The 13234-nt window shown below is 65.7% G+C and carries 13 protein-coding genes and 3 tRNA genes; 13 read left to right on the top strand and 3 right to left on the bottom strand.

Annotation, left to right across the window (positions count from 1 at the left end):
- Nucleotides 1-193: 193 nt before the first annotated feature.
- Together KIP89_RS05310 and KIP89_RS05305 are read right to left on the bottom strand one after the other, a co-directional pair.
- Nucleotides 194-268, bottom strand: a tRNA-Glu gene (locus KIP89_RS05310).
- 156 nt (nt 269-424) lie between these two features.
- A complete protein-coding gene (locus KIP89_RS05305; protein ID WP_213754348.1) occupies nt 425-847 on the bottom strand; it encodes a VOC family protein in 423 nt (140 codons plus the stop codon).
- Between the two features lie 54 nt (nt 848-901).
- On the opposite strand from KIP89_RS05305, the gene KIP89_RS05300 reads away from it, so the two are divergent.
- The 12 genes from KIP89_RS05300 to KIP89_RS19960 all read left to right on the top strand — a co-directional run bounded on the left by KIP89_RS05300 (nt 902) and on the right by KIP89_RS19960 (nt 9606).
- The gene (locus tag KIP89_RS05300) at nt 902-1669 is read left to right on the top strand and encodes an SIR2 family NAD-dependent protein deacylase (RefSeq protein WP_213754347.1); all 768 of its coding nucleotides are present in this window, start codon (nt 902-904) and stop codon (nt 1667-1669) included.
- Between the two features lie 151 nt (nt 1670-1820).
- Complete coding sequence (locus KIP89_RS05295) at nt 1821-2420, top strand: cold-shock protein (RefSeq protein ID WP_213754346.1); 600 nt, start codon at nt 1821-1823, stop codon at nt 2418-2420.
- A gap of 26 nt (nt 2421-2446) precedes the next feature.
- On the top strand, nt 2447-2944 hold the full coding sequence (locus tag KIP89_RS05290) for a DUF192 domain-containing protein (protein WP_213754345.1): 498 nt from the start codon (nt 2447-2449) through the stop codon (nt 2942-2944).
- Between the two features lie 86 nt (nt 2945-3030).
- Nucleotides 3031-3107: transfer RNA gene (locus KIP89_RS05285), tRNA-Pro, on the top strand.
- A gap of 47 nt (nt 3108-3154) precedes the next feature.
- Nucleotides 3155-3460 carry an ETC complex I subunit gene (locus tag KIP89_RS05280; RefSeq protein WP_213754344.1) on the top strand — a complete coding sequence of 102 codons (306 nt, stop codon included), beginning with the start codon at nt 3155-3157 and terminating at the stop codon, nt 3458-3460.
- 16 nt (nt 3461-3476) lie between these two features.
- Nucleotides 3477-3553 (top strand) — tRNA-Arg (locus KIP89_RS05275).
- A 500-nt stretch (nt 3554-4053) separates the two neighbouring features.
- A complete protein-coding gene (locus KIP89_RS05270) occupies nt 4054-4743 on the top strand; it encodes an SOS response-associated peptidase (RefSeq protein WP_213754343.1) in 690 nt (229 codons plus the stop codon).
- Nucleotides 4744-4843: 100 nt separating this feature from the next.
- A complete protein-coding gene (locus KIP89_RS05265; RefSeq protein WP_213754342.1) occupies nt 4844-5422 on the top strand; it encodes a nucleoside 2-deoxyribosyltransferase in 579 nt (192 codons plus the stop codon).
- Nucleotides 5423-5569: 147 nt separating this feature from the next.
- The gene (locus KIP89_RS05260; RefSeq protein WP_213754341.1) at nt 5570-5845 is read left to right on the top strand and encodes a hypothetical protein; all 276 of its coding nucleotides are present in this window, start codon (nt 5570-5572) and stop codon (nt 5843-5845) included.
- 168 nt (nt 5846-6013) lie between these two features.
- The gene (locus tag KIP89_RS05255) at nt 6014-7273 is read left to right on the top strand and encodes an aminopeptidase (protein WP_213754340.1); all 1260 of its coding nucleotides are present in this window, start codon (nt 6014-6016) and stop codon (nt 7271-7273) included.
- A gap of 306 nt (nt 7274-7579) precedes the next feature.
- The gene (locus KIP89_RS05250; protein ID WP_369807051.1) at nt 7580-9472 is read left to right on the top strand and encodes a flagellar motor protein MotB; all 1893 of its coding nucleotides are present in this window, start codon (nt 7580-7582) and stop codon (nt 9470-9472) included.
- Nucleotides 9473-9474: 2 nt separating this feature from the next.
- Entirely contained in the window at nt 9475-9606 is a 132-nt protein-coding gene (locus tag KIP89_RS19960) for a hypothetical protein (RefSeq protein WP_256441424.1), read from the top strand.
- 123 nt (nt 9607-9729) lie between these two features.
- On the opposite strand, the gene KIP89_RS05245 is transcribed toward KIP89_RS19960, so the two are convergent.
- Nucleotides 9730-12018: a lytic transglycosylase domain-containing protein gene (locus KIP89_RS05245; protein WP_250152202.1), complete on the bottom strand. Its 2289-nt coding sequence runs from the start codon at nt 12016-12018 to the stop codon at nt 9730-9732.
- Between the two features lie 320 nt (nt 12019-12338).
- Here KIP89_RS05245 and dapA point away from each other — a divergent pair, with 320 nt between their 5' ends.
- Nucleotides 12339-13229, top strand: coding sequence for a 4-hydroxy-tetrahydrodipicolinate synthase (dapA, locus tag KIP89_RS05240; protein WP_213754338.1), 891 nt, complete (start codon nt 12339-12341; stop codon nt 13227-13229).
- Nucleotides 13230-13234: the final 5 nt, after the last annotated feature.

Here is a 13234-nt window from a genome sequence, read left to right as displayed (position 1 = left end):
GTGCGGCCTCGTTCCGCCCGTCCTGACGTTGCCCGCGCAAGGCAATCCAGCTTGCGGTTAGTTCTGGTCCATTGAGAGAGCCAGCGGATGAGGCGCAGCCGCTTCACGCAGAGCGGATCATCGGGATATTGAGGAAATGGTCGTACTCGCCGACCGCGCCACCCAGCCGGGTGTTCGCGGTTTTGTACGGAAGTGGCGCGCCCTAGGGGAGTCGAACCCCTCTCTCCACCGTGAAAGGGTGGCGTCCTAACCGATAGACGAAGGGCGCGCAGGCCGGGCCCTTATAGGGGCGAGACGGCCGGCGCACAAGATACCTCGCAGGGTGTCATCCACAGGTGATCATGGTGTGGAACGGGCGCCTGCGGGGTCATCGTTCCCGCCAAGGCATCCCGTCGTCACGGCCTGCGGAATGCCTCGCGACGAATTACCATTTGCCGGTATTCGGCATCGAGGCCCAGGGCTCCTGAGCGGGCAGGGCGGGGCCCTTTTGAAGGAGCTCGATGGAGATGTTGTCGGGGGAGCGCACGAACGCCATGTTGCCGTCGCGCGGGGGGCGGTTGATGGTAACGCCCGCATCCTGAAGCTTCTGGCAGGTCGCGTAGATATCATCCACCTCGAAGGCGAGATGGCCAAAATTGCGGCCTTCGCCATAGGGCTCGGGATCCCAATTATAGGTCAGCTCGACCTCGGCGACGCCCGCCTGGCTCGGGGCGGCAAGGAAGATCAGGGTGAAGCGGCCCTGCGGCACCTCCTTGCGGCGTACCTCCTCCAGCCCCAGCTTGTTGACGTAGAAATCGAGCGAGGCGTCGATGTCGGTGACGCGCACCATGGTGTGAAGGTACTTCATGTGTCCTCTTGCGAGCTGTGGCGGCCAGCGCCAGCCGGGAAGTGGTCGCAACATATGACGGCGGATCATGACATCAAGGCCGCCTGCGCCGAACTGAGGGCGATCTTGACGCATATGCGTCGGGGCGTCGCCTTCACCGGCGCGGGCATCTCCACCGAGTGCGGCATCCCCGATTTCCGCTCGCCGGGAGGGCTGTGGGCCCGCAACCGGCCGATCGACTTCGAGACCTTTCTGGCGCGGCGCGACATGCGCGATGAAGCCTGGCGACGGCGCCTCGCCTTGGACGCCGCCTTTGCTGGCGCCGAGCCCGGACGTGGCCACCGGGTGTTGCAGCGGCTGGTCGCGGAGCGCCGTCTTGCCGGCATCGTCACCCAGAATATAGACGGGCTTCATCAGGCTGCGGGTGTTCCTGACCAGCATCTGTTGGAACTGCACGGCAATACGACCTATGCCCACTGCCTTGAATGCGCCGCGCGCTATGAGATTGACTGGGTGCGCCGACGCTTCGAGGCGAATGACGCGCGCGCCCCGGACTGCCCCGCCTGCCAGGGCCCCATCAAGACGGCGACCATCTCCTTCGGCCAGCCCATGCCGGCGGCGGCGATGGCACAGGCGCGCGAGTTGACGCGCGCCTGCGACACCTTCCTCGCCATCGGTTCATCGCTCGTGGTGTGGCCCGCCGCGGGCTTTCCCGTGGAAGCCAAGCGGCATGGCGCGACGCTGGTCATCATCAATCGCGAACCGACGCCGCTCGACGCGGTGGCCGATCTCGTTATCCATGCCGACATCGGCGAGGTGCTGGAAGCGGCACTTGAGCCGTGAGGTGGCAGCTAACTCGTTGATCCGTCGCCACTGTCTGCCGCGAATCAATTTGGGTGTTTTCGTGGCGAGATCGGGTGCTATGCTTCGTTCGATAGAATCATAGGGCGCTGGTCAAGCGGCGGGGCGCGGCGTTCGCGGAGGTAAGTGGCCGATGGTTTCGGACGGTACTCTGCCACGTTATGGCTTGGACGAGCACGGCTCGCTGAATGCCGATGAATCGACCGATCGGCCGGAGGTTGGCGTCGTCCAGATCGCCGGCACGATCAAATGGTTCGATGTGTCCAAGGGCTACGGTTTTGTGGTGCCCGATGGGGGCGGCCGCGACGTGCTGCTGCATGTGACGTGCCTGCGCCGCGGCGGCTTCACCACCGCCCAGGAAGGCGCGCGCGTGGTGTGTGAGGCCGTGGCGCGCGAACGTGGCTTTCAGGCGCTGCGGGTCCTGTCTATGGATTCGTCGACGGCGCTGCATCATTCGCAATTGCCGCAGGCCCGCACGCATGTGGTCGTCCAGCCGGAGGGCGGGTTCGAGCGCGCCTGGGTGAAGTGGTTCAACCGGCTGCGGGGCTTCGGCTTTCTGTCGCGTGGTGAGGGCACCGAGGACATTTTCGTCCATATGGAGACCCTGCGCCGACATGGCTTGACCGAATTGCGGCCGGGACAGATGGTGATGGTCCGCTTCGGCCCCGGCCCAAAGGGGCTGATGGCGGCAGAAGTCCGGCCAGACGGGGCAACCACGCCCTTGTCGCACTAGGGAAGGCGCTCCGCGCTCTCGACATCATGACGTCTCGTTCTTTGCCGGGGGCTGCGCTAATCGCGGCCGCGCCGCTGCGCGGCTTCTGTATCCTCCTGTTCCTTCTCGGCATGCTGGCGGCCGCGACCGTCACGCACGCGGCCAGCTTTGATCCGCTGACCATCAACACCCGCACCGGCCCGATACGGTTCACCGTGGAGATGGCGACCACGCCGGCGGAACGCTCGAAGGGGCTCATGTACCGTACCGAACTGGCGCCGGATGCCGGCATGTTGTTCGATTTCAACGTCGACCAGCCGGTCTATATGTGGATGAAGAACACCTATATCCCGCTCGATATGCTGTTCATCCGCTCGGATGGGCGTATCGCCTCCATCACCACCGATACGGTGCCGCTCTCGACCGAGACGATCTCGTCGGGCGTTTCGGTGCGGGCGGTGCTGGAATTGCCGGCGGGTACGGTGCGCGCGCGTGGCATTGCTGTCGGCGACATGGTCGAGCACCGTCTGTTCGCGCGTCCATAGGCCGATATGGGCGGCGCGAGTGGCTTGACGGCGCGCCGCGCGGATGCGATGCCGCTGTGCAGGCGGGTGGCCACGCCGCCGAGTGTCGGGGTATAGCGCAGCCCGGTAGCGCGGAAGTTTTGGGAACTTCAGGTCGCAGGTTCGAATCCTGCTGCCCCGACCACCCAGGCGTGCGAAATTCGCCGGCATGAGGCGATGGGAGCGAGTTGAATGGTTGCGCGCATTTATAAGCCGACCCGCAATGCGATGCAGTCGGGCACGGCCAAGACCAAGCTCTGGGTGTTGGACTATGAGCCTGAGACGCCCCGTCAGGTTGAGCCTCTCATGGGCTATACCAGCTCCGCCGACATGAACAGCCAGCTTCGCCTGCGCTTCGAGACCAAGGAAGAAGCGGTGGCCTATGCCGAAAAGCATGGCATCGCCTACCAGGTACAGGAGCCCAAGGAACCGGTGCGCCGCCGCATCGCCTATTCCGACAATTTCAGCTTCCGCCGCATGGGTCAGTGGACCCACTGATCGCCCGGCAGAGCTTGGCCGCGTAGCTCAGCTGGATAGAGCAGCCGCCTTCTAAGCGGCAGGTCGCTGGTTCGAGCCCAGCCGCGGTCGCCATGCCACGCTTCTGTACCGACGGGCTGGCCCGGCCTGTAGCCACAGGTCGTGGCCATGCCTGTAGCGATGCGGCTTTTACTCGAAAACAATCCAATAAAATCAATATCATCGCCGGATATATCATCCCTCCGGCGGCAGGCCTGATGCGCCCGTCTTCTCCTCAAAACAGTTCCGCCCGCCCGAGCTTCATCGGGATCCTCAACCCAGGATGCGGAACATATAGGCGAGGACGCCCAAGGTGAGCACGACCAGCGCGGCCTTGAAGAGAAATGATCCTTCGCCCATGCCGACATTCCGTTGCGTGAGTTGGCGGATGAGAACAGGTGAGGGTGGTGCTTTCAACCCCATCTTGATACCGGGCCGATCGGGCCTGATGGAGGTTGCCGGCTGGTCGGCAGAAGGTGGTGGCGCTGATGGCACCCGCTGAGCGAAGCCGGGCCGCGCCTTGCGTCGTCGCCGATCGGCTTGGCTACGGTATCGCGGCGATCTAGCTTTGACAGATGTGCAATCTCTACAGCCATAAGAGCGACCTCCGGGCCATCGCCGATCTGGTCGGGCCGTTCACCAATGCCGCTGGAAACCTGGCGCCGCAGCCGGCCATCTTTCCCGATTATCCCGCACCCATCGTGCGCCAGCGCATGGGGCAGGGGCGCGAACTCGTTCGTGCCCGATGGGGCATGCCCTCGCCGTCGTTTCTGATCGAGGGCAGGGGACGCGATCCGGGCATCACCAACATCCGCAATAGCGACTCGGCCCATTGGCGAGGATGGCTGATGCCGGAGAATCGCTGCCTGGTGCCGTTCACCAGCTTCTCCGAGAACGCCGTCGCGACGCATGAGCCCGTGTGGTTCGCCCGCGACGAAAGCCGGCCGCTCGCCTTCTTCGCCGGCCTTTGGACAAGCTGGACGGGCGTACGCAAGATCAAGGAAGGCCCCGTCTCCACGGAGTTGTTCGGCTTTCTCACCACCGAACCGAATGGCGTGGTCGCTCCCATTCATCCCAAGGCGATGCCGGTCATCCTGACCACGCCGGACGAATGGGAGACGTGGCTGCGCGCCCCCTGGAGCGAGGCCCGCGCGCTTCAGCGTCCGCTCCCGGACACCGCGTTGATGATTGTCGCTCGTGGCGCCAGGGAGGATCCGCCGCCCGCGCGCGAACCCGATCTGTTCAGCGTCTTGGCTGGCCGGTGAGGCGCTACGCGATCCGCTTCGAACAATTGCGCGTAGGCTCGCCGGGGGACTAAACCTGCCGCCGCATGGGTCCTCGCCCAACAGCATCAGGAAACAACGCATGCAACTGCGCCTTTATCTCGCGGGTCCCGACGTGTTTCGGCCCGATGCCGCTGAGCGCGGCGCCGAACTGAAGGCATTGTGCGAAGCGCAGGGCGCGCAGGGGCTCTATCCGCTCGATGTTGCCGCGGACAATATCCGCCGCCGCTGCATCGCCATGATCCACGACGCCGACGCGGTCATTGCCGACATCTCACCCTTCCGGGGAGAGCACATGGACCCCGGCACCGCGTTCGAGATCGGTTATGCCGAGGCGCTTGGCAAGCCGTTCTTCCTCTGGTCGAACGAGCCGCGCGCGCTGATCGAGAGGATAGCTGCCGGTCCGCAGGGCAGAGACGGGCAGGGGCGTCTGGTGGAGGATTTCGGCAAGCCCGAGAACCTAATGATCGTCCCCGACGGACAGCGCGTCTGGAGCGGGCCGGCCGAGGCCATCGCCGAAGCGGTCGAGGCGCTCGGCTTTACGACAAAGAATCGTCGGCTGCAGCGCCAGACCCGCATTTCCGTTGTGATCGCGCTCGGCATCAGCCTCATCGTCGCGCTGGCGGCGGGGATGCTGGTCGATCTGCTGGTCGGCTGGTAGAGCGCTCGGATCGTTTGAGACGCTGCGTCAGGCGCTCGTGCGGCATCCTCAAAGATGTTAATGTGCAACCTTGTGACGAGGGACCCGTTGGGCCCTGTCTGCCGGCCGCACCGCGATGCCGGTTCACGCGCGCAAGGGAGACCCAATATGCGCAAGTGGCTTCTCACTACCGCTGCCCTCGCCATGTTGGCGGGCCTCGGCGGAACGGCTCAGGCGCTGAAGGCGTCTCTCCCGCATATGCAGAACCCGTATATGGAGTTCACCGGCCCGTTCGAGGGCGACCTCTACACGCGCACCGATATGCTGCCTCAGGCGCGGCCCTGGTTTCGCTCCATGGGGCCCAGCTACGGAACCTATGCCGACCCCTGGTTCCCGATGGGCAAGGTGATCGTGAAGCCGATGGCGCGGCCGATTTCCAAATAGCGATCGCGATCACCCGAAGGGACAGGATGCACTTGCCTGCCCCTTCGGGCCCGGTGACACGATGCGCGGGCAAACACCCTACTCGTCCGTCTTCGCCTTGACGGCGGGACCATCGCCTCTCTTGAATGGCCCGCGACTCGAAATGGCTGCGAGCATCGGAGAGGCCCCATGACCAAGCACGCTGGCGTACCCCCTGAGGCGCTATCGCATGAGGAGCGGCTTGACCGCCTCGGTGAGGTTGCGGTGCATGTGGGGCTCGGCTTGCGCCCGGGTCAGGAACTGGTGATGACCGCCTCGATCGAGGCGCTGCCGCTGGTTCGGCGCATCACCGAGCATGCCTATCGCGCCGGTGCCAGCCTCGTCACCACGCTGTTCAGCGACGAGGAAGCCGCTCTCATGCGGTTCCGCAACGCATCGGACGAGAGCTTCGACCATGCGAGCGGCTGGCTCTATGAGGGCATGGCCAACGCCTTCAAGAGCGGCGCCGCGCGCCTCGCCATCTCCGGTGACAATCCGGTTCTGCTCGCCCATGAGGATCCCGACAAGGTCTCGCGTGCCAATCGCGCCCGCTCCAAAGCCTATATGCCGGCGTTGTCGCTGATCGCCGGCTTCGACATTAACTGGACCATCGTGTCCTACGCCTCGCCGGCCTGGGCCAAGGCGATGTTCCCCGACGACCCGGAAGACATCGCCGTCGCCAAGCTCTGGCACGCGATCTTTGCCGCCTCGCGGGTCGACACCCCGGACCCGATCGCCGCCTGGGATGTTCACAATGGCGAATTGCACGCGCGCACGGCCCAGCTCAATGCCAAACGTTACGCGGCGTTGCGTTTTCGCGGGCCCGGTACCGACCTGACTGTGGGTCTGGCGGATGATCACGAATGGGCCGGTGGCGCGTCGACGGCCAAGAACGGCATTATCTGCAACGCCAACATTCCGACCGAGGAGGTGTTCACCACGCCTCACAAGGGTCGGGTGGACGGCTATGTCGCCAGCACCAAGCCGCTCTCCTATCAGGGGACGCTCATTCAGGACATCGCGGTACGCTTCGAGGGTGGGCGGATCGTCGACGCCACGGCGCGCACCGGCGCGGATGTGCTGAACAAGGTGCTCGACACGGATGAGGGCGCGCGCCGGCTCGGCGAGGTCGCGCTTGTGCCGCATTCGTCGCCCATCTCCAAGAGCGGGCTTCTCTTCTACAATACGCTCTATGACGAGAATGCCGCGAGCCACATCGCGCTTGGCCAGTCCTACTCCAAGTGCTTCATCAACGGGGCGACCCTGACACCCGAGGAACTCGCTGCCCGCGGCGCGAATTCGAGCCTCATCCACATCGACTGGATGATCGGTTCGGGCGAGGTCGATGTCGACGGCATTTCGGCGTCGGGTGAGGCCGAGCCCGTGATGCGACGGGGCGAATGGGTCTGACGACCCTGTCCGGTCTCCTTTTTCACGCCTTTGAATTATGATTGGCTCCCGGTTGCGTCGCGGGAGACGGCGCGGCCTGTGAGGGGGAAGTACTGCATGTGTCGATGGCGGAGCTGGTGGAAGGGACTGCCGGCCCTCATTTTATTGATTGTCGCCGCGCTGCATTTCGGGCGCGCGCCGATCGAGGCGGAACTGACCGACCAGACCGACCGGCTGTTCGTCGCCATCGGTGAATCCTGGGCGCGGGCGAGTTTCGAGGGGCGCGACGCACTGCTGGAGGGGGAGGCCCTTTCCGAGGACGCGCGCGTGAAGGTGCGGGCGGAGCTCGCGCAGATGTTTGGCGTCCGGCATGTCGAGGATCGGACCACGCTGCTGCCGGAGCGGCGGCCCTTTACGTTCTCCGCCATCCGCGACGGCACCAAGCTTCGACTGGAGGGCTATGTGCCCTCGGTCTATGCCCGAAAGCGGATCATCGAGGCTGCCGATAAAATGACGCCCGGCGTCGTGGTCAGCGGCGCCAAGGAACTCGTCCGGGCGCGCGGCGTGCCGGCCGGTGATTTCATTGGCATGGTCGCTTTTGGCCTGGAGCAACTGGGCAAGATGCAGGCGGGCCGCTTCACGCTGTCCGACGACGCCTTTTCCATCGAGGGTCGGGCGCCGGATTTTGCCACCTATGATGCGCTGGAGGTCACGGTTCGCAGTGAACTGCCCGCCGACTTCAAACTGGCCCGATTCGCCGTGCTGCCGCCGGCGGTCTCTCCCTTCGTCTGGTCGGCGACGCGCGAGCCCGATGGTGTCGCGCTCGACGGCTACATACCGTTGGGCGATGCGCGGCGCGCTCTGCTCGACATGGTGCGGGCGGCCGTGCCCGGAGCGGCCATTTCCGATCGTCTGCGCCTCGCCGATGGCTCGCCGCCGACCGATGGCTGGCTGAAGGCGGTATCCTTCGCATTGGCCCAACTCGGTCGGCTGCCGAACGGCAAGGTCGCGCTTTCTGGCACCACTCTCGCGATTGAGGGCACGGCCCCGGACTTTGCCGCCTATGACGCCCTGGCGGGCGCGCGCCGTGCCGTGCCCGAGGGTTACACGTTGACACGGTTTGCCGTCGAACCGCCGACCGTGTCGCCCTTCGTCTGGGGCGTCCAGCGTGGCGGGAACGGCATCCGTCTCACCGGCTATGCCCCTTCCGAGGATGCCAAGCGGCTGCTCCTCGATGCCATAAGGGCCGGTTTCCCCGGCGTACCGCTCAGCGATGAGATGCGTATTGGCGCGGGTGGTCCGGCAGCGGAGGGGTGGGTCAACGCCACCGTGTTCGGCGTGGGCCAACTCGCCAAGCTCAGATCCGGTGCGGTGCGGGGCAAGGACGCGACGCTGTCGATCAGTGGGGAGGCCGTGGACTCGGCGGCCTTCGCCACGGTTGAGGCGGCTCTGGCCTCACCCCTGCCCGGCGGCTTCACCCTTCAAAGGGATGTGCGTCCGCCCATTGTCTCCCCCTATGTGTTCAGTCTGCGCAAGGATGGCGAAGGACTGACCATCTCCGGTTTCTATCCCGACGCCGCCGCGCATCAGAGCCTGGTGGAGGCGGCGAAGGCGTTGTTGCTCGGGGGGGCAGTGAACGATGTCTCGGCCCTTGCCCAGGGAGCTCCATCTGGCTTTTCGAACATGGCGATGGTGGCCCTTGGCGAATTGGCCCGGCTCAGTGCCGGCGAAGCGCGCTTTGACGACACCAAGCTGCGCTTCACCGGGACCGCGCTCTATCCGGCCGCCATCGAGTCCATTCGCGCCAATCTCGCCGCGGCGCTGCCCAAGAGCTTCTCGCTTGAATTGGCACTCGATATTGCCGCCCGTCATGACGCCGGGGACAACGCCATGTGTCAGAAGGCGATCGATGATCTGCTCGCGCGCGGCAGCATTGCCTTTTCCATGTCGGACAATGGCATCGCCGCCGCGAGCCGGGGGCTTCTCGATCATGTCGCCGCGGCTGCGGCGGGATGCCCTGACGCGGTCGTGCAGGTCAGTGTTCAGCAGGGGGAGGCGGCGCCCGGCGTCGCGGCCGCGCGCGCCAAGGCGGTGTCGGACTATCTCGCCCAGGCTGGCATCGCGCCGGATCGAATCGTGGCGGGAAGCCCGCCGGCCATTGCCCAGGGCCAACCCGATGCCGCCTCGTCCGAGGCAGGCCTCCAGCTCATCGTGAGGTAGACATGTGGTTCCTGACGCTTGAGCTTTGGCCCTATGTCGCCGCCGCCTTCGCCATCGGCGTGCTGACGGGATGGCTGTCCGGTTGCTCGCCTTCCCGCCGCGCTGACCGGCCGGACGCGGAGGCCGCACGATGACGATCCTCGCAATCGAGATGGCCCTGCTGCTTCTGGCCACCTATATCGTCGGCTGCGCCGCCGGCTGCTGGTTGCGGCGCATGACAAGGCGCCGCACGGCAAAAGCCTGAGGCTCTTAGGCGATCACAGGCGCGAACCGCGCAGATCGGCCTCGATCTGCAGCGTGTCGCGCGTGCCGAAGCGGGCCTTGTAGATCTGCGCATTCTCCATCACGCGCTGCACATAGTTGCGCGTCTCCGAGAAGGGAATCCGCTCCACCCAGTCGATCGGATCGACGGAGGGGTCGCGCGGGTCGCCATAGGCGGCGATCCATTTCGCGACATTGCCCCGGCCTGCGTTATAGCCGGCGAAGGTCAGCACATAATTGTCATGATAATTGTCGAGCAGGCTGCGCAGCTCGGCGGCGCCGAATTGCACGTTCACCGTGGGGTTGCGCAGCTGAGCGGGGGCGAAGCTCACGCCGGTGCGGTTGGCGATCGTGCGCCCCGTGGCGGGCATGACCTGCATGAGGCCGGTCGCACCCGCGCTGGACAGCGCCGCCGGGTTGAACATGCTCTCCTGCCGCGCAATGGCGTAGACGAGGGCACGGTCGACATCGGTGGTGATCGGCTTGTAACTGGGCATGCCGATGACCGGATAGGCCTCGGCTTCCAGCTTGAAACCGCGATTGAGCGCGATCTTGCCGACCGTCGTCATGGTGCGGGCGTCGCCATCCGCGCGGGCCAGTTCGGCCAGTAGCCCGAGTTGGGCGGCATCCGGCAGGCGTTCGGCGAGGTCATAGGCGAGAGCGAGCTGCAGGCTCGACTTGTCGGTCTTCTGCAGCAGCTTGTAGATCATCACCCCCTCGTCGCGCGCAAAAGCGGCGCGTTGGGCGGCGTTGGCGGCGGGGGCGGCATGCACCTTCACCGTCGGCCGTCCCAGCCGGGCGCTGGCGAGCTGGCCGTAATAGGCGGTGCCATGCTGGGCCGCCGATTCATAATGCTGGCGGGCATTGGCGGTGGAGCCGAGGGCTTCCCAGGCGCGGCCCTGCCAATAATAGCCCCGCGATATGGTCGCCGGGTGCACCTGATTTTCCGCGACGCGGCTGAAGTGCTGAAGCGCGGTCTTCGGGTCCTTGAGGAAGCGAAGGGCGATCCAGCCGGCGGTGAACTGCGCCTCCGCCCGCTTATGGCCGTCTTCCGGCAGCACGGCATCGCGCGCGACCTTATAGGCGGTGCCGGCGTCCCCGAGATCGAGCAGTTCGCGCGCGACGAGGCGCCGTTCGACCCACCATTCGTCAGGGTCGACCAGGAGAGCGGCATCCTTGGGCGCCGCCGACAGCGTACGGGCCGCCGCCTTGTCGTCACCGCCCCGCCGCTGGATCTTGGCGAGGGTGTAGATATAGGCGGGATCGGAACGCAGCGACGCCGGCACAGCCGCAAGCAGCTTCTGCGCGTCGCCGCCCTTCGAGAACAGCGCGATCCTTGCCTTGGCGAGGGCAACGACGTCCGTGCCGGCGCGTTGCGCGGCGCGCAGGCCGCGCTCGGCATCTTCGCCGTAGAGCATCTTGTCGGCGCGGTATTTGTGATCGGCGCGCGTCAGAACCCCGCCGAATTCGGCCATCACCGTCGATTCGACATCCGACGACAGCGCGTCCTCACGCCACGCGTCGCGCAGCCAGGCCGAACCGGCCTTCTGGTCGCCGGCGGCGAAAAGGGCACGGGCGAGGGCGATTTTTCCTTCGCCGGAATAGGGTCGCTGCTCGGCGAAGAAAGCGAGGATCGTCTGCGCGTCCTTGTTCTCGACATAGAGCAGATACTCAAGCCGGCGGCGCAGCACGACGGGCGTGGGAAGCGTGGGGTGGGCGTTCAGGATCGCCACCGCTCGGTCGAAGCCGACATCGCGCGCGGTGACGCGCAAGGCGAGCCAGCGCACCAGAGCCTGGGCACCGGGATCGCGCATCGAATCGGCCATGGCGAGGGCGGGCGCGCTCTGGCCCTGCTCGATCAGGGCAATGGCACGCCGAAGATCGGCCGGGGCGCCGGCAAGGGCGGGCGTACCAAGGGCCGGCGCCGCCACGGCAGCGGCGGCCGCAGGCGCCGCCAAAGGCTTTGCCGCGGGCTTGGATGGAGGCCGGGCAACCGTTTTTGCCGCCGGCTTGCTGGCCGGCTTGGGCTTGGCTGCGCTGGATTTGGCCGCAGGTTTCGCTGCCGGCTTTTGCGGCGGCTTGGGTGCGACCGTGCTGGAGGATGCCGCAGCGGCCGGAGCGGTCATACCAACCGAGGCAAGCAGCATGGCGGTCAGCACGGGCAGCACCATTGCCCGGTGAAACACGCCGGACGGGCGCCGGGCGCGAGCCCGCACATTGTCGCTGTCACCCACCGTGGGGGCGAGAGAAGCCGCGTGCCGTTGTCGGCTGATCGTGTCGCTCATGGCCGAAGCACTCCCGACAAGCAGGCGTTGCCTGCCCTGCGCGGCGAGCCCGGCCCGGGCCCGCCTGTCCCTTTGTCGCTCGATCTTATTGACGAATTGCTAACCACAACCGGCTGCATAGGGTTTCCCTCACGCGCCTCTGGCAGTTGTAGGCGGGTATCCCGGCGAAACAGGGGCAGGGTGCCGCTACGGTCGTTCTTTGCCAAGCTTTGATCCAACAAGGCTCTTTCTTCCGCCTCGCCGACGCGATATTCCATGCCCCCTTTGCGGCGCCATAACGGATCGGCGCGCAACAAGATGAGAAAATTCAGGAGCGCTCCATGCCCCATTCGCTGCCCCTCCGTGGATCCTTCACGGCGCTGGTCACGCCGTTCCGCGATGGCGCGCTGGATGAGAAAGCGTTCCGTGGCCTCGTCGACTGGCAGATCGAGGAAGGCATTCACGGCCTCGTGCCAGTCGGCACCACGGGCGAGAGCCCGACCGTCTCGCATGACGAACACAAGGCTGTCGTCGAATGGACCGTGCAGCAGGCCGCCGGGCGCGTGCCGGTGATGGCTGGGGCCGGCTCGAACAACACGATCGAGGCGATCGACCTCGCCCGCCACGCCGAGAAGGCAGGGGCGGATGCGGTGCTGGTTGTGACGCCCTACTACAACAAGCCCGGCCAGGAAGGCCTGTACCAGCACTACAAGGCGATCAACGACGCCATCGGGATTCCGATCTACATCTACAATATCCCGGGCCGGTCGGTGGTTGACATGTCGGTCGAGACGATGACGCGTCTCTATGAATTGAAGAACATCGTCGGGGTGAAGGATGCGACCGCCAACCTCGCGCGGGTGAGCCAGCAGCGCCAAGCCATGGGTCCGGCCTTCAACCAGCTCTCCGGCGAGGATGCGACGGCTCTGTCTTTCATGGCGCATGGTGGCCATGGCTGCATCTCGGTCGCGTCCAACGTCGCGCCCAAGCTCTGCTCGCAGTTGCTGAATGCCTGCATCGCGGGCGACTATGCCAAGGCACTGGAACTTCAGGATCGCTTGTTCCCGCTGTTCCAGGCGCTGTTCGTTGAAACCAACCCGAGCCCCACCAAATATGCCTTGAGCGTGCTCGGCAAGATTGCCGACGAGGCGCGCCTGCCGATGGTGCCGGTGAGCGAGGGGACGAAGGAGATCGTCCGCTCCGCGATGCGGCACGCCGGACTGATCAACTGACGGGA

The organism is Ancylobacter radicis (assembly GCF_018449475.1).
In the GTDB taxonomy this organism is placed as follows: Bacteria; Pseudomonadota; Alphaproteobacteria; order Rhizobiales; family Xanthobacteraceae; genus Ancylobacter; species Ancylobacter radicis.
The sequence above is the reverse complement of the archived record's forward strand: the minus strand, read 5'-3'. Positions and strand labels throughout refer to the sequence as shown.